Genomic DNA, 15,717 nt, shown 5'->3' with positions numbered 1-15,717 from the left:
GGGAGATTTTCACGCTGCGGCTCAACGGTCGCTCGCTTTCACTGGGGCAGTCGAGGACGGAGTGCTTCCGTCCCTGACATCGGATGGGTAGATACGGCGTTTCGGGCGGGCGGTCCTGACGCCGTTGAGGATCACGACCACCTCCGCAACCTCATGCACCAGCACGACGGCCGCGAGGCCGAGAACACCGAACAGGGCCAACGGAAAGAGGACCACAATGATTGCTAAAGCCAAGACGACATTGGCAGTCATGATCGCTCGGCCCTTCTTGGCATGTGCCAGGGCATCGGGGATCAACCGCAGGTCGGTGCCGGTGAATGCGACATCGGCTGATTCCACTGCAGCTGCAGATCCGCTCACACCCATTGCGATGCCAACGGTCGCCGAGGCCAAGGCGGGGGCGTCGTTGATGCCGTCCCCGATCATCACCGTCGGTACCTGAGCGGTGGAAGCGCGGATACGCTCGGCCTTGTGCTCAGGTAATTGCTCGGCATGGATCTCATCGATGCCGGCCTGAGTAGCTATCGCCTCGGCAGTACGGGCGTTATCACCGGTGAGCATCACTGTCGAGATACCCTGTTCATGCAGAGCCGCAATCGCCTCAGTCGCCTCAGGGCGCAACTCATCTCTGATACCGATGATTCCACCGATCTGATCATCGACTTCGACGACGATAATGCTCATGCCCTCATCGGCTAGCTCGGCAGCCTGTGTGGTCAATCCGTGAGGGGTGATCCACCGAGGGCTGCCGACGCGCACCCTACGGCCTTCCACTGTTCCAGAGAGACCGTGTCCAGGAAGTTCTTGGACCTCAACGGCCTCCAGGCGGGTTGGTGTGGCGGCGCTGATGGCCTCAGCCAACGGGTGGGTACTCGTCGCTTCCAGTGCTGCGGCGAGATCGAGAACTTCTGCCTCCGTGTGGTCGTTACTGGTGTGGGTGGCCACGACACGAGGTTCGTTGCGAGTGAGAGTGCCGGTCTTGTCGAACGCGACCCGGCGAATGGTGCCAAGCTCTTCGAACGCGGCACCAGACTTGATGACGACACCCAACTTGCTCGCCGACCCGATCGCGGAGATCACCGTGACCGGCACCGCAATCGCCAACGCACACGGTGATGCTGCCACGAGAACCACGAGAGCGCGTTCGATCCAGGTACCCGGGTCGCCGACGACGAACCCAAATGCGGCGATCAGTACGGCGGCAATCAGCACGAGCGGCACCAAGGGCCGAGCGATACGATCAGCCATGCGGGCACGCTCACCTTTGTTTGCGTGTGCCTGCTCGACCAGATGCACGATCTTCGTCAACGAGTTATCACGCCCGTCGGCACTGGCCTCGATGCTGAGAGTGCCCGTGCCATTGACTGACCCGGCCAGGATTTTGTCTCCAGGGGCGACCTCGATCGGGATCGATTCTCCCGTGATAGCCGAGGTATCCACCCACGATCGGCCAGAGGTCACAATCCCATCAGTGGCGACTCGCTCCCCAGCACCGACAAGCAAAACGTCGAGCTCACGGACGTCTGCGGCCGGGATCGTCTGTTCGCCAGTCAATCGGGAGATGCGGGCAGTGTCGGGGATGAGTGAGAGCAAGGCACGCAGCCCCTGCTGTGCCCGGTCCATTGCCCGGTCTTCCAGCGCCTCGGCAACAGAGAACAAAAACGCCAACGCTGCTGCCTCTCCGATGTGGCCGAGCGCGACAGCACCGATCGCGGCAATCGTCATCAACAGCCCCACACCCAAGCGCCCGCGACCGGTGGCTGTGAACAAACGCTTCAGCGTGCCGGGCACGAATGTCCACGCGCCGGCTGCTAAGCCAAGTGCGAACACGACCAGTGCCGGAATCTCCAGACCGATCCATTGCAGAATCAGGCCAGTGGCCCACAGAAGCCCGGAGGCGACCGGCAGCGCCAGGGAGCGATCGCGCCACCACGGTGGCACCTCCTCGTGCTCAGCGACCTCGTCGGCGTCGACTGGGCCTGGGGGTGCGTCGTCGGGTCCGCAGCATTCGCGGCTCACTGCAGGGCCTTCGCTACGGGCTCGTCATGGGGCGTGCAGCACCCGGGGACGGAGCATGCTGGATCAATGCAGGGTTCATGTTCGTCGACGGCGAGCGTCACATCAACCAGCGCCATCAGCGCGGCAGCAAGATGGGGATCTGCAATCTCATACCGGGTCTGTCGACCCTCTGGTTCAGCAATGACGATCCCGCAACCGCGCAGGCAGGCCAGATGATTCGACACGTTCGTCCGCGACAGCCCCAGATCACGTGCCAATTGCGCGGGATAGCCAGGCCGATCCAGCAGGGACAGCAGAATCCGTGACCGTGTCCCATCTGCCATGGCCCGTCCCAATCGGTTCATCACATTTACACGAGAAGCTATAGTCAGCATACAATGACTATACATTAATTGCTGACCTTTCCGCGGAGGTTATTGCCGTCGATCTTGCCCATGTGAATGACGGTGGAAGTAGCGGGAACCATGTTTCTACATACCGTAGAATAACGTCGAATAACTGTTACCTCAAGGAGGCCCCAGTGCGAGACGCGTATGCACAGCGATCCCGAATCCATGCCTTCTCCCGTCTGGCTTATGGGAGCGCTGTGCTAGCGGTCATGCTGGCAGCGATCACCGGATGCGCACCCGCCAACAAAAGTGCCGAGGACACTTCCGGATCAAATGATCAGGGGTATGTGTCAGGCACGGGAGTCATCACCCAGATCCCCGAATCGAAGCGCTCAACACCCGTGCAGCTGGCTGGAAACACGACAAACGGGGATGCCTTCGACTTGCAAGAATGGCAGGGCAGCCCAGTGATATTGAACTTATGGTACGCAGCGTGCCCACCATGTCGAGAAGAGGCACCAGACCTTCAAGAAAGCTACGAATCCTTCCGCAAGGAGGGAGTGCACTTCCTGGGCATCAATGTCCGAGATGAAGCTGCCGCGGCCAACGCATTTGCTCGACAATTCGGCATCACTTACCCCTCCATGCTCGATAAGGAAGGTCAGGCGGTAGCGGCGTTGAGCGGTCTTCTTCCACCTCAGGCTGTGCCTTCGACGGTGGTTCTCGATTCCAAGGGTCGTCCTGCTGCTCGTGTCGTCGGGATCGTCGATCGCTCGACTCTTGATGGCCTCATCACTGACGTACTTGCCACAGACGCGTGATTGCCATGGCAACAATCGGTGAACAGTTCTCACAGATAGCAAGCTCGGGCCCGATGCTGTTGGCAATCCCGATTGCTGTGGTCGCCGGGATCATCTCGTTCCTGTCGCCCTGCGTGTTACCGCTGGTGCCTGGCTATCTTGGCTATGTCACGGGACTTGCTGGGAAGTCACTCGAAGATCAGAAGACATTCCGCGTGGTTATTGGTGTGTTCTTGTTCATGCTCGGCTTTTCGGCTGTCTTCGTCTCAATTGGACTCGTCTTTTCTCTCACGGGAATACTTCTCAGCGCCTGGGCGGACGTGATCAATCGCATCATGGGTGCGATCGTCATCGTGGCGGGGATCATTTTCATGGGAGGGTTGAGTCTTCTCCAGCGGGAGTGGCGTATCAAGAGTCGCCCTCAGGCGGGATTGTGGGGAGCACCGCTTCTCGGCGGAACGTTCGCGTTCAGTTGGGCCCCGTGCATGGGGCCGACATTAGCGGCAGTGCTTGCGTTGACGACCAGTTTCGGGCCGACAGGATCCGGTGCCTTGCTTCGCGGAACCATATTGACCCTCAGTTATTGCCTGGGTCTTGGCATTCCCTTCCTGCTTGTCTCTTTGCTGCTCATCAGAGGCGGCGGTCGCATGAGGTGGGTCAAAGATCACCATGCAGCAATTACCCGTGCCGGAGGGGCCGTTCTCATCGGAATCGGAATACTGCTGATCACTGGAGTATGGACTCAATGGGTCAACGGACTGCAGGGTCTCATTGGCGGCTTTTCCACCGTGGTCTGAGACTACCAGTCACAGACACATCTGAACCTGGCTGAAGGGTCTCACTCGACGATCGGCCGCGTCAAGTGCGGTGCCGTGTGCGGCAACGACTACGACGTTTGTTCTTCGCAGGAGTAGTTGCGTTTCGTCATGGTAAACCGCTTCATTTGATCAGCGGGAGGCATCAGGTAAGGACCGGCTGGTGTCTGTAGCACCGGTGGAAGTTGAGCGGGATTTGTACGAAATGAACGTGGCGAGCACTACTGCCAGAGGCGCAACCCCGATCAGGAGAACTGCCGTGCCTGCATTCTGCTGATCGACGGCGATTGCCGGCCCCCATGTGCGGGCCAGGCCGGCGAACCAGTCCACTTCGAGAACGGGACTCACACCGAATGCGAGCATATTGGCCCAGAGCAGGAAGATACCTGCGACTCCAGCAATGGTAAGGATCTGCCGGCGACGAGTTCGCGACTTCGATTGAGTGCAGATGACCGTGGTCATGAACCAGAATCCGATGATCAGGAAGTACAGATTGGTTACTTGGTGGGCGATCCAGAAATCTAATGCCAGTCGCAACAACGGAGTGTAGTAAAACAATGCGAACGAAAGGATTAAGACTGTACCGCTGAGCAGCGGATCCCTGACCACGGTGCTGACTGTCGGGTTGCTTGCCTCGATCCATTCCCGCGGTCCTCGGCTGCCGTCGGTACGCCGGGGCACGCTCAGGCGCAACAAGTCCAGGGGTGCTCCGATCGCCAGGAGAAGTGGAATGAGGACTGCGATGGCCAGGAGCATGACGGTGTGGGCGCTGATGAGGACCATGCCGTAGATCGTCGGGGCACCACACGTGACATAAACAAGCAGGACAATGCCGGTGAACCAGCTGACGGTGCGTTTCCGTGGCCATTTGTCTCCAGTCATGCGAGCCTTGCGCACTCCGAGGAGATAGACGGCGGCAGCAGTGAGGATGAACGCTAACCAGAGCCAGTCCCACCGCCATTCGCTGAGCCACCGGTACCAGGTCAGGGCCGGTGGCATGGGATAGTCGGTGAGGACTTCGGCGGGGGTGATCGCTGGCTCGAGTTCAAGCGGGACAGGAGGGGCTGTTCGTCCCAGTGCCGCGGTGACGCCGATGACTGCGCCCATGATAAGGACTTCGGCAATGACCAATCGCCAGGCAAGTAGTGTGCCGGATCTGCTTCGGACTTGGGTCATGGCCCATTGGCGATGGGCGAATCCGATGGCTCCGAGCAGCAGGGTTGCCGAGAACTTGATGAGGATCAGCTGACCGTAGCGGCTCAGCAGCCCGTCCCAGGCGTCGAGGCGGAGGGCAGCGTTGATCACACCGGAGCTAAGGACGAGGAAGAACGCCACGCCGGCCAGTGCAGAGAAGCGGGCGATCACCGATTTTGTCACGAGCGTGGTACTCGTTGAGGCCAGCACGGGGATGGTCACGGCAAGTGCTGCCACGCCACCCACCCAGACAAGGACTCCGAGCCAGTGCACAGCCAGTGCACCGACACCGGCGTAATGGTCGTCGCTGCCTGCAGCATGACCGATGAGTGAAATGGGGACGATGGCAGTCAGCGCGAGCAGGGCTGTGCATGCTAGGCCGGTTGTGGAGCGAAAGAAGAAGGCTAAGTTGCACACGAGGAAGGCAATGACGGTGATTGCACCCCAGGCTTGGCCGACGATGAGGTCAGTGAGGAAGTAGGTCAGCTGACTTAGGAAGGCCGAGCTACCCGATACTGGCTGGCCGACGAGATTGGCATAGGTCAGCACCGTCACCACCACCACTGAACCCAGCCACACGAACGATGCGGTGACGGCAACGCTTCGGACGCGAGTGAATACCGGATGGGGAGTTGAATGCTTTTCTGCCGTGTCAGTGTCTTTGTGCGGAACGAGTGTTGCCGCGAAGATCAGGCAGCCAACGACCACCCCCAACACCAGATGATGCACGGTCAAGGCGATTGGTAGCGCCCAACGCACGAATGCCCCGGGGTCCAACGCCTCACGTTCTGCTGCTGCACCGGAGAAGGCCGCGCTTGCTATGACAGCAGCGACGGCAACAGCCAGAGTAGCCAGAAGCCACACTATGGATTGCCAGCGTCCGCTCATGGCCCGACGACCGGGAGTCGCACTATTCATCAGTGTGGCCTCGCGGCTCAAAGTGCTGGTTCATGTTTCATTGCCTTTTATGCTTCTGTTGCAAGGCGAGCGTGACGATAACGAGCACGGCCGCGACAAAGAGAAGGATCCAAACGACGATGAAACTCGCGGGGAACTTCAGGTCCTCTTCGTCAGCAGTCTGCGCGGTTTCCGTTTGTGAGGGTTCTGGGGCCGAGGAGTCGTTCTTTGTCTGTTTGGGGGTAGGGGCCGAGGAGGTGCTGGCACCGTTCGTCGCGGTGAAGGAGAATGTGCCGTCGATCGGGTGAGAATCGGACGAGACCACTCGCCAGGTCACTGTGTATTCTCCGGCAGGCGCCCCGGACTTGATGGGCTGAACAGCGGCGTCGCCATCGATTTCGACATCTCCTTTGGCCCAGTTCGTGCCTGAAGAGTCGGTGATTTGGATCTTCGACCCCATCGACAGTGGTGTATCACTAAACGAAATTTCGATGGCCTCGGGGGCGGTACTGAGTTTCTGCCCATTTTCGGGGTTTGTCCCGGTCACGGCTTCGTGTGCCGAGGCTGGTGCGACAGGCAGCAGGAAAGCTACCAACACCAGTGCGAGAACGGTTAACATCCGGTTCGTGGGTCGCGGGATCACTGTGAGCGCCAATTTCTACCTCCTGTAGACAACGGGATTAGAGTACCAGTGCTGGGTCTGGGGCCATCCGTGACTACTCCTCTTAGGTGCCAGTGCACGGCTTTCGATCGCCTCTGTGGGTGGCCAGGAGTGTCACGTTGTGTCCGTACTGTCGAACAGCGGCAAGAAAGGCATGAGCCACCACCGACCAGGGCCACAGATTCACTAGTTCGCCACGTTCACCCGCGTGAGACCGAGGTCAGACACTACGGCGTGGCAGGAGACCGGTCGGTTCTTTACAGCGACACAAAGGGCTATAGTCAGCATTCACTGACTATACAGTGCATGCTGACTGTGCGAAGGATGCAGGAATGCGTTGACTGGGAAATAGAACTGAGCTGTACCAAGTTTTACTCATTATGGGAGTGCGTTTGGGTGTTCAGATCGTGATCTCACCGCGGTTTAGTGCCCTGAGGTATTCGTTGTAGGCATCAAGGTCTTTGTCTCCGTGAAGTGCGACTTCGCGATCACGGACTGCATTGTTCTTCGACTCCTGACGGAACCAAGTAATGAGTACGACGAGGAGAATTGCCACCGCTGGCCCCTCGCCGTAGGCCCAAGCAATACCGCCCGCAAGCTTCTGGTCTTCCATCACGTCGATGCCCCAGCTTGCTGGCATCTGGGTGAATCGGTCGACTAAAGGCAGGGTTGCCATCATGACAATGACACCGAAGAACGCGTGAAGGCCGGCTTCGAGGAAAGAATGAAAAATCCGTACAACGTGAGACTCGGGCACAGGAAGCGGGTCTGCCGGAATGAGCGTCGCATTGAAGATGATTCCAGTGAAGAGGAAGACGAGTTCAAGGCCGATATGGCCACCAATGCCTGAGCTCAGCACGAAATTCGCAGCATTTGAGAGGTAGAGGCCATAGAAGAGGACGAGGAATAGAGGAATCGAGAACAGTGGGTGGACAACGACCTTGCCTACCCATGAGCGTAGACCGAAGATTGCGAGTTTGAGAACGATTCGCCCGGGTAGATTCCGCGGTGACGAACGTAGAAGAAGGGTCCCTGGAGCACCAAGGAGTAGAAGTGGTGGTACCGCCATCATGAGCGTCATCTGTTGGAACATGAAGGCTGAGAACATGACTTGCCCGTATCCTTCGATGGCCAGCCCCATGACTGCAGCTAGCAGCAGGCAACCGAGGAGGAATAACACTCCGCGCCAGACTGGCCAGCGGCGTCCCTGGATTGCGAGTCGGATCCATCCGATGATGTAGAACAGGGCGAGAATCCCGGCGAGGACGGGGATGACCGGGATTGGTTGTAGCTCGAAGCCAAGGAAGGTCTCAATCGAGGGGGCTTTGGTGGGAATCCAGGTGAAGTCTGCCATTGTATGTCCTTCCTCGGCGTCTTAGGCATGGACGCGCTTCTAATCAAAGACTACGCGCCGATCCGACGCAGCCGAGAACAAGATCTGCTGACTGACAGTCGGGCACTCGTCAAGGCTCTTGGTCGACGCTAAAGGGGGTCGTTGGTGTGTGCTATTTGACGATACGCGGAATCACTTTGACGTAGACAACCATTCCGACAAGCTCTACTAGTGTCTGAGTGACCACCACGAGGGCCACCAAAGTGAACGGCTCCGGTAGCGCTAATGCCAGCGGCAGCACGACCAGTGAGTTGCGGGTGGCACCGCTGAAAACAGCCGCCCGCGTACTTCCGGTATCAAGCCTGAAGATCTTTGAGGTGGCTAGGCCTACCGGGACCATGACGATTAAGAATGCTACGTAGATCGGTACGACGGCCCATAGGGAGGCGATCTCTTCTCCCACGCCGACGATTTGGGATCCGACAACGATGGCGAGGGTACTCATCATCAGGGGCACCATTAAACTCTCCGTTGTGGCCATAGCAGCCCTGCCGACCCTGCTCTTTGCGGCCAGCTTCTGTGTCATGGCTGCCATGACAAGTGGAATAATGATCAGAACAACCAGCGCTTCAACGAACGGTTTCGGGTCGATGGCTGAGATAACCTCGGGTCCGATGAAGATCAGTAGGTAGGCCGGGAGCGTCACCATCTGGGCCAACATCAAGATCGGGGCTGTTGCGAGCAGGCGATCGCTCGATGCCCCCGCCAGGCTGGAGAATACAATCACGTAGTCGATGCAGGGAGTCAGTAACACTAGGAGTACTCCCACAAGGAGTGCTTGGTCGCCCGCGATGAAGCGTGAAAGGCCGAAGACGATGAGTGGAACGAAAACGAAGTTTAAGGTGACCGTCGCTCCTATGAACCGTAAGTCGCGCACGGCTCGCCCAATCGCGGCGAAAGGAATTCCCAAAAACGTCGCATAGAGAAGCAATCCAAGGACCGGGTTGATCCAGTGTTCCAGCGTCTCGGACGTGGAGGGAACCAGCCAACCGAACACACCACCGGCAACAATCGCCAGCAGATACAAACCGATCTGTCGGCGTTCCATCGTCTCGACGATACCTTTCATGCTCATCGTGCCAAGTCTAATTCTCTGGCGTTGGCTGCGCTTTCATCGCGACGTTCCAGTTCCTTGGTAGTGGGACACCGAGGACGAGCTACCTCATCGATCGGGCCAGGGCCTGATTTTCCGTCCCATAAGTAAGGCCCAAATCAACGTCCCATCCATTCCGTACAGACACGAATATTGGTACGCTGGGCGCATGGAATTGGGATACGCGCGGGTTTCGACGGTCAAACAAGACTTGGATCGACAGATCGATGCTCTGACCCAGACCGGAATCGCGGCCGAACGGATCTATGTGGACAAAAAGTCCGGGTCCACGGTCGACCGCCCCGGACTGCGTGCAGTCATGGAATATGCCCGCGACGGTGACGTCATCGTCGTCCACACTCTCGATCGGCTCGGGCGAACGGTGCGCGATACTCTGAACCTGATCCATGACCTCTCCGAACGCAACATCGGTGTGCGCAACCTCGCCGACCCGATCAGAGTGGACTCGTCGAACCCGGATGATCCGATGGCGCAGCTATCGGTCGTGCTACTGGCGTTGTTCGGACAAATGGAACGCACATACACCCTGGAGCGTGCCGCCCACGCTCGAGCGGTAGCGACCGCGAAGGGCCGACGCATCGGACGGCCATCAGTGGTGGATCCGGACAAACTGGCCTACGCCGAGCACCTGCGCACGACCGGACACACCATCGCCGATATCGTGGCCAAAACCGGGATCACCCGTACCAGCCTGTATCGCCACCTACCACCGCGGCCTCCCGAAGCGGTGACAGTCGCGCCGAAGACTGCCGCCGATCCCGAGACCTGATCCAGGACTGGTGACCGTCATGGCGCAGAGGACCCCAGAGGAGAGGCTCGCTCTGCTGCGCCAGCACGATGACGGTGTCCCCTGGACACGGATCGCGGCCGAATCAGGCGTGCCAGTGCGAACATTGTCACGCTGGGCCGCGAAGTATCGCGCTATCCCAACGTCCAATGGCCTGCAACGCCTCCGGCGAGCTGACAACGGTACGAGGCGAATACTGCCCGAGATTGTGGAGATGATCGAAGCTCTGGCGCTTCGCCGCCCCGAGCCCACAGTCGCGTTCGTTCATCGCCGAGTCAGCGGCATCGCTGCCAATCGGGGACTGACTGCGCCGAGCTATTCCAGTGTGCGAGCGATCATTGGTGCCATCGACCCGGGCCTGCGCACACTCGCCCAGCACGGCGATGCCGCCTACCGGGACCAGTTCGAGTTGGTTTTCCGCCGCTCCGCAACGAGCCCGAATGAGCAATGGCAGGCCGATCACACGCTCTTGGACGTTGTGGTACTCGACCAAGCTGGCGAGCCGGTTCGGCCGTGGTTGACGGTGCTACTTGATGATTACTCCCGCGCCGTAACCGGCTACACCCTCTTCCTGGGTGCCCCATCAGCCGAACAGACAGCGCTGGCACTACACCAAGCGGTCAATCAGAAGACGAATCCTGCCTGGCCGGTCTGCGGTCTGCCAGATGTGCTCTATTCCGATCACGGCTCGGACTTCACCTCTGTCCGCCTCGAACGGGTTTGCTTGGACACACAGATCCAGCTCATCCACTCACGCATCGGCGTTCCGCAGGGGCGAGGAAAGATCGAGCGGTTCTATGGCTCCATCACCACCGAGCTTTTGCCGCACCTACCCGGGTATATCCCGCACGGAACGAACGGAGAACCCCTCACGGACCCGGCGTTCAGTCTTGAGCAACTCGACGCGATCCTGGAAAGATTCATCGTCACCGAATACAACCAGCGCCCCCATTCGGAAACCCACCACGCGCCCGTCCACCGCTGGGCATCCTCCGGCTTCATCCCGCGCGCCCCGGCGCGACCGGAGGATTTGGACCTACTTCTGCTGACTGCGGCGACTACAAGGAAGGTTCAACGCGACGGGATCCAGTTCGCCTCCACCCGGTATGTCTCCCCGGTACTGGCCGCCTACGTCGGTGAACAGGTCACCGTCCGGTTCGACCCGCGCGACGTCGGCGAGATCCGCGTCTATTTCAACGATGACTACCTCTGCCGCGCGATCGCTCCCGAACTCGCCGCCGAGTCCGTCTCGCTACGAGAGCTGCAGGCTGCCCGGTCGCAACGTCGCCGTGACCTCAAGCGACAGTTACGCCACCGCCGCAGCCTCGCCGACGCGCTACCCACCGATATCCGTTATGTCCCCCCGCCTGAACCACCCGAAGCGGAACCAGTTGACGTCGACGAAGCCCCACCACGACACGGATTGCGTCTCTATGCCACCGACTGACCCAAAACACAGTCTCCTCAGCAAAGACGATGATGGAAGCCGATTCCTTTTCGGCGATTTCGGGGAGATCAACTCCAGCGCTCCGCCACGGCCGGACTTGCCACCGTTCCAGACAACTCATGAGCATCGCCGCTTCGCAGAGTTCGCCGACCATCGCTATATCGGCCTGTGCTGGGGACCACCTGGGGTCGGCAAGACACTTTCCGCCCGGCACTACTCCGGTGTCGATGACTGGGAACAATGGGAATCCCTTTTCACCGACACCCTCGGCCCTGTGCCGGAACGCGTTCTTGAGGCCCGCACCGCGTTCTTCACCCCCACGGTCATGGCCACCCCGAAACAAATAGACCAGAGCCTGCCCCGAGCATGCCAACGCATTTCCTTCGCCGTCGACTTCGCCGAGCACGGCATAGTCGACCCCTACGTTCATACCGAGTCCCGCTCCAGTGGACGCACCGAGCTGCTGATCATTGACGAAGCCGATCGTCTCAAGGCCACCGGCTTTGAACAAGTCCGTGACTACTTCGACCATCACCACATGGGCGTCATCCTCATTGGCATGCCGGGCATCGAGAAACGCCTCGCCCGCTATCCGCAGCTCTACAGCCGTATCGGCTTCGCCCACGAGTATCGTCAGCTGAGCGCGGATGAACTCACCGCAGTCTTGGCCAGACGACTTCCTGCTGAAGGCGATGCAACCGATGGTGGCGTCGCCCACGCAACCGCGATCGCGACTATCGTCCGGATCACCGCAGGCAACTTCCGCCTTGTCGACCGTTTACTCACCCAGATCGAGCGCGTGCAGACTGTGAACAATCTGAACGAGTTGACACCCGAGGTTGTCGAGGCCGCGCGGCAGGCTCTCCTCATCGGCCACTAAACGCCGTGAGAAACGTGCCATTTACCGCTGCGACTCACACTCATAGTCCGAGGCTAACCCAGCCTCGGGTCCGGGCACACGGAAAGCCCGCAGATGTGTCAGAACCGCATCAAACGACGGGGCGAACGCCGACCATCACCGAGACAGGCCCGGTCAGGGTCGCGCCGCCTCGGCGAGGTGATGGTTCAGTCGAAGACGACGGTGCGGTGGCCGTCCATGAGCACCCGACCCTCCGCATGCCAGGCAACGGCCCGGGCGAGCACGGCCGCTTCGACGTCCTGACCGTGCCGGACGAAATCGGCGATCGCCTGATTGTGATCGACGCGGGCCACATCCTGTTCGATGATCGGACCCTCGTCGAGGTCGCTCGTGACGTAGTGGGCGGTCGCCCCGATGATCTTCACACCCCGGGCATGGGCCTGATGGTAGGGTTTCGCGCCCTTGAAGCTGGGCAGGAACGAATGGTGGATGTTGATGACCCGACCCTCGAGGCGGTCGCAGAGGTCGGGGGAGAGGATCTGCATGTACCGGGCCAAGACGATGAGCTCGACATCGAGGTCGTCGACGAGAGCCGAGAGCCTCGCCTCGGCGTCGGCCTTCGTGTCCCGGGTGATCGGAATATGGTGGAAGTCGTGGCCGTGGAACTCTGCGAGCGGACGCAGGTCGTCATGGTTGCCGGCGACGCCGACGATGTCGATGGGCAGCTGACCGGCCGAATGCCGGAACAGCAGAGTGTTGAGGCAGTGCGCGGCCTTGGACACCATGATCAGTGTGCGGGTCCTCTTCTCCACCGGCTGCAGACTCACGGTCATCGCGAACCGGGGAGCCACCTCGGCGAGGCCGTCTTCCACGGTCTGAGCCGAGGTCTGCGCGGGCGTCGAGAATTGGACGCGCAGGAAGAACTGACGCGAATCGGGGGAGGAGAACTGCTGCGATTCGGTGATGTTGCCGCCGAGGCCTGCGAGCACTCCGGTCACGGCATGGACGATTCCGGTCGAATCGGGGCAGGTGACTCTCAGGATCCATTCGCAGCTCATGGTCTCGATCCTAATCGGTGGATGCGGATTCCACCCATCCGGCATCGACATCCGGATGGCGGTCGCAGCCCCGGAAGCAGGCGGGGTCGCTGTTAGCATGGTGCCGGGTGACGGCCGCAGTGTGCGCGTTGCTTCGCTCCCATCATCGGATGCCACAGGAGAGTACTCATGACCGAAAACTCGATGCAGGCCTCGCTTGCCGACATCGACCCGCAGATCGCCGAAGTCCTCGACCTCGAGCTGGGCCGCCAGCGGTCGACGCTTGAGATGATCGCCTCGGAGAATTTCGTCCCCCGCGCCGTGCTGGAAGCACAGGGGTCGGTGCTGACGAACAAGTACGCCGAGGGCTATCCCGGCAAGCGCTACTACGGCGGCTGCGAATACGTCGACGTGGCAGAGAACCTCGCCATCGACCGCGCCAAGAGCCTCTTCGGAGCCGACTACGCGAACGTCCAGCCCCACTCCGGTGCCTCGGCCAACGCTGCAGTCATGCACGCCCTGGCTCGTCAGGGTGACAAGATGCTCGGCCTGTCCCTGGCCCACGGCGGACACCTCACCCACGGGATGAAGATCAACTTCTCCGGGCGCCTCTACGACGTCGCCTCCTACGAGGTCGACCCCGACACCTACCGCATCGATATGGACAAGGTGCGCGAGAAGGCTCTCGAACACCGCCCCGACGTCATCGTCGCCGGCTGGTCGGCCTATCCTCGTCAGCTGGACTTCCAGGCCTTCCGCGACATCGCCGACGAAGTCGATGCGAAGCTGTGGGTCGATATGGCCCACTTCGCCGGGCTCGTCGCCGCCGGTCTGCACCCGAACCCCGTGCCGTTCGCCGATGTCGTGTCCTCGACGGTGCACAAGACGATCGGCGGACCTCGCTCCGGTTTCATCCTCGGCAAGGAGGAGTACGCGAAGAAGCTCAACTCCGCTGTTTTCCCGGGCCAGCAGGGCGGACCGCTCATGCACGTCGTCGCGGCGAAGGCCGTGGCCTTCAAGCTCGCCGCTTCCGCCGAGTTCAAGGAACGTCAGGAACGTACCGTCCGCGGTGCACAGATCCTGGCTGAACGTCTGCTGGCCTCCGATGTCGCCGAAGCCGGGGCCACCGTGCTCACCGGCGGCACCGATGTCCACCTCGTGCTCGTCGACCTGCGCAACTCGGCCCTCGACGGACAGCAGGCCGAGGATCTTCTCCACGCGGTCGGCATCACCGTCAACCGCAACGCGGTGCCGTTCGACCCGCGCCCGCCGATGGTCACCTCCGGACTGCGCATCGGCACTCCGGCACTGGCCACCCGCGGATTCGGGGACACGGAGTTCACCGAGGTCGCCGACGTCATCGCCGAAGCGCTCAAGCCCGGCGCCGACGTCGAAGCGCTGGCTGCTCGCGTGAAGAAGCTCAGTGACGATTTCCCGCTCTACGAAGGTCTGGAGCAGTACTGATGAGCGCGCAGATCCTCGACGGCAGAGCCTGTGCGAAGCAGATCAAGGCCGAACTCACCGAGACGGTGGCGGCCCTGGCCGAGTCCGGGATCGTCCCGGGCCTCGGCACCGTCCTGGTGGGGGAGGACCCCGGTTCGAAGTGGTACGTCGCGGGCAAGCACCGTGACTGTGCCGAGGTCGGGATCCAGTCGATCCGCCGTGACCTTCCGGAGTCGGTGAGCCAGGATGAGCTGTTGGCCGTCATCGATGAACTCAACAACGATGACGAGTGCACCGGCTACATCGTGCAGCTGCCGCTGCCGGACCATATCGACACGGACACGATCCTCGAGGCGATCGACCCGGCCAAGGACGCCGACGGGCTGCATCCGACGAACCTCGGGCGTCTCATGCTCAACGTCAACTCGGAGATCACGACCCCGCTGCCGTGCACTCCGCGCGGGGTGATCGAGCTGATCACCCGCAACGGCATCGAACTGGCCGGCAAGCACGTCGTCGTCATCGGCCGCGGGGTCACCGTCGGCCGTTCGATCGGGTCGCTGCTGACCCGACGTGAGCACAATGCGACGGTGACGCTGACGCACACCGGCACCCGCAACCTCGACGAGCTGCTGGCTCAGGCCGATGTCATCGTCGCGGCCGCCGGTGCGGCTCGCATCGTGAAGGCGGAGGCGGTCAAGCCCGGCGCGATCGTCCTCGACGTGGGAGTCTCACGGGAGACGGACCCGGAGACGGGGAAGTCGACGATTGTCGGAGACGTGGACCCGGCGGTCGCTGAGGTGGCGTCCTGGGTCTCACCGAACCCGGGAGGCGTCGGACCGATGACTCGAGCCCTGCTGCTCAAGAACGTCGTCGACACTGCCCAACGCTCAACCACCTGACCCCAATTACTACCTGACGG

General features: G+C 60.8%; 14 protein-coding genes. 7 read left to right on the top strand and 7 right to left on the bottom strand.

What is annotated here, in order from left to right; genetic code table 11:
* Positions 1-21: 21 nt before the first annotated feature.
* Together AD89_RS0107025 and cmtR are read right to left on the bottom strand one after the other, a co-directional pair.
* The gene (locus tag AD89_RS0107025; protein WP_025777894.1) at positions 22-2,019 is read right to left on the bottom strand and encodes a heavy metal translocating P-type ATPase; all 1,998 of its coding nucleotides are present in this window, start codon (positions 2,017-2,019) and stop codon (positions 22-24) included.
* Positions 2,016-2,393: a Cd(II)/Pb(II)-sensing metalloregulatory transcriptional regulator CmtR gene (cmtR, locus tag AD89_RS19615; RefSeq protein ID WP_081770369.1), complete on the bottom strand. Its 378-nt coding sequence runs from the start codon at positions 2,391-2,393 to the stop codon at positions 2,016-2,018. The genes AD89_RS0107025 and cmtR overlap by 4 nt, the downstream gene beginning before the upstream one ends.
* A 224-nt stretch (positions 2,394-2,617) precedes the next feature.
* Here cmtR and AD89_RS0107015 point away from each other — a divergent pair, with 224 nt between their 5' ends.
* Together AD89_RS0107015 and AD89_RS0107010 are read left to right on the top strand one after the other, a co-directional pair.
* Positions 2,618-3,169 carry a TlpA family protein disulfide reductase gene (locus AD89_RS0107015; protein ID WP_051505136.1) on the top strand — a complete coding sequence of 184 codons (552 nt, stop codon included), beginning with the start codon at positions 2,618-2,620 and terminating at the stop codon, positions 3,167-3,169.
* A 5-nt stretch (positions 3,170-3,174) separates the two neighbouring features.
* Entirely contained in the window at positions 3,175-3,945 is a 771-nt protein-coding gene (locus AD89_RS0107010) for a cytochrome c biogenesis protein CcdA (RefSeq protein ID WP_035320190.1), read from the top strand.
* A 150-nt stretch (positions 3,946-4,095) separates the two neighbouring features.
* On the opposite strand, the gene AD89_RS0107005 is transcribed toward AD89_RS0107010, so the two are convergent.
* From AD89_RS0107005 to AD89_RS0106990, 4 genes are all read right to left on the bottom strand, one after another.
* The gene (locus tag AD89_RS0107005) at positions 4,096-6,045 is read right to left on the bottom strand and encodes a cytochrome c oxidase assembly protein (RefSeq protein ID WP_025777890.1); all 1,950 of its coding nucleotides are present in this window, start codon (positions 6,043-6,045) and stop codon (positions 4,096-4,098) included.
* A 67-nt stretch (positions 6,046-6,112) separates the two neighbouring features.
* The gene (locus AD89_RS0107000) at positions 6,113-6,709 is read right to left on the bottom strand and encodes a copper resistance CopC family protein (RefSeq protein ID WP_025777889.1); all 597 of its coding nucleotides are present in this window, start codon (positions 6,707-6,709) and stop codon (positions 6,113-6,115) included.
* 406 nt (positions 6,710-7,115) lie between these two features.
* The gene (locus AD89_RS0106995) at positions 7,116-8,069 is read right to left on the bottom strand and encodes a cytochrome c oxidase assembly protein (RefSeq protein WP_025777888.1); all 954 of its coding nucleotides are present in this window, start codon (positions 8,067-8,069) and stop codon (positions 7,116-7,118) included.
* A 151-nt stretch (positions 8,070-8,220) separates the two neighbouring features.
* The gene (locus AD89_RS0106990) at positions 8,221-9,177 is read right to left on the bottom strand and encodes an arsenic resistance protein (RefSeq protein ID WP_035320181.1); all 957 of its coding nucleotides are present in this window, start codon (positions 9,175-9,177) and stop codon (positions 8,221-8,223) included.
* Positions 9,178-9,370: 193 nt separating this feature from the next.
* Here AD89_RS0106990 and AD89_RS0106985 point away from each other — a divergent pair, with 193 nt between their 5' ends.
* The 3 genes from AD89_RS0106985 to AD89_RS0106975 are packed head-to-tail and all read left to right on the top strand — an operon-like array spanning position 9,371 to position 12,336.
* Positions 9,371-9,991 (top strand): recombinase family protein, encoded by a 621-nt coding sequence (locus AD89_RS0106985; protein ID WP_025777886.1) that lies wholly within the window; start codon positions 9,371-9,373, stop codon positions 9,989-9,991.
* A 19-nt stretch (positions 9,992-10,010) separates the two neighbouring features.
* Positions 10,011-11,456, top strand: a complete 1,446-nt coding sequence (locus AD89_RS0106980) for a Mu transposase C-terminal domain-containing protein (RefSeq protein ID WP_051505134.1) — start codon at positions 10,011-10,013, stop codon at positions 11,454-11,456.
* On the top strand, positions 11,443-12,336 hold the full coding sequence (locus AD89_RS0106975; protein WP_025777884.1) for an AAA family ATPase: 894 nt from the start codon (positions 11,443-11,445) through the stop codon (positions 12,334-12,336). The genes AD89_RS0106980 and AD89_RS0106975 overlap by 14 nt, the downstream gene beginning before the upstream one ends.
* Before the next feature lie 185 nt (positions 12,337-12,521).
* On the opposite strand, the gene purU is transcribed toward AD89_RS0106975, so the two are convergent.
* Entirely contained in the window at positions 12,522-13,373 is an 852-nt protein-coding gene (gene purU, locus AD89_RS0106970; RefSeq protein WP_025777883.1) for a formyltetrahydrofolate deformylase, read from the bottom strand.
* A 168-nt stretch (positions 13,374-13,541) separates the two neighbouring features.
* On the opposite strand from purU, the gene glyA reads away from it, so the two are divergent.
* Positions 13,542-14,816 carry a serine hydroxymethyltransferase gene (glyA, locus tag AD89_RS0106965; protein ID WP_025777882.1) on the top strand — a complete coding sequence of 425 codons (1,275 nt, stop codon included), beginning with the start codon at positions 13,542-13,544 and terminating at the stop codon, positions 14,814-14,816.
* Positions 14,816-15,697 carry a bifunctional methylenetetrahydrofolate dehydrogenase/methenyltetrahydrofolate cyclohydrolase gene (locus AD89_RS0106960; protein ID WP_025777881.1) on the top strand — a complete coding sequence of 294 codons (882 nt, stop codon included), beginning with the start codon at positions 14,816-14,818 and terminating at the stop codon, positions 15,695-15,697. The genes glyA and AD89_RS0106960 overlap by 1 nt, the downstream gene beginning before the upstream one ends.
* The last annotated feature ends 20 nt before the right edge of the window (positions 15,698-15,717 follow it).

This window comes from Brevibacterium sp. VCM10 (assembly GCF_000583215.1).
GTDB lineage: Bacteria > Actinomycetota > Actinomycetes > Actinomycetales > Brevibacteriaceae > Brevibacterium > Brevibacterium linens.
Note: the sequence above shows the minus strand (reverse complement) of the source record. Positions and strands in the feature narration are given on the sequence as shown.

Excerpts from the sequence above, each read along its gene's own strand:
- cmtR (WP_081770369.1), bottom strand. The coding sequence starts at position 2,393 with ATGCTGACTATAGCTTCTCGTGTAAATGTGATGAACCGATTGGGACGG.
- AD89_RS0107015 (WP_051505136.1), top strand. The coding sequence starts at position 2,618 with ATGCTGGCAGCGATCACCGGATGCGCACCCGCCAACAAAAGTGCCGAG.
- AD89_RS0107010 (WP_035320190.1), top strand. The coding sequence starts at position 3,175 with ATGGCAACAATCGGTGAACAGTTCTCACAGATAGCAAGCTCGGGCCCG.
- AD89_RS0107005 (WP_025777890.1), bottom strand. The coding sequence starts at position 6,045 with ATGAGCGGACGCTGGCAATCCATAGTGTGGCTTCTGGCTACTCTGGCT.
- AD89_RS0106995 (WP_025777888.1), bottom strand. The coding sequence starts at position 8,069 with ATGGCAGACTTCACCTGGATTCCCACCAAAGCCCCCTCGATTGAGACC.
- AD89_RS0106990 (WP_035320181.1), bottom strand. The coding sequence starts at position 9,177 with ATGAAAGGTATCGTCGAGACGATGGAACGCCGACAGATCGGTTTGTAT.
- AD89_RS0106985 (WP_025777886.1), top strand. The coding sequence starts at position 9,371 with ATGGAATTGGGATACGCGCGGGTTTCGACGGTCAAACAAGACTTGGAT.
- AD89_RS0106980 (WP_051505134.1), top strand. The coding sequence starts at position 10,011 with ATGGCGCAGAGGACCCCAGAGGAGAGGCTCGCTCTGCTGCGCCAGCAC.
- AD89_RS0106975 (WP_025777884.1), top strand. The coding sequence starts at position 11,443 with ATGCCACCGACTGACCCAAAACACAGTCTCCTCAGCAAAGACGATGAT.
- purU (WP_025777883.1), bottom strand. The coding sequence starts at position 13,373 with ATGAGCTGCGAATGGATCCTGAGAGTCACCTGCCCCGATTCGACCGGA.
- glyA (WP_025777882.1), top strand. The coding sequence starts at position 13,542 with ATGACCGAAAACTCGATGCAGGCCTCGCTTGCCGACATCGACCCGCAG.
- AD89_RS0106960 (WP_025777881.1), top strand. The coding sequence starts at position 14,816 with ATGAGCGCGCAGATCCTCGACGGCAGAGCCTGTGCGAAGCAGATCAAG.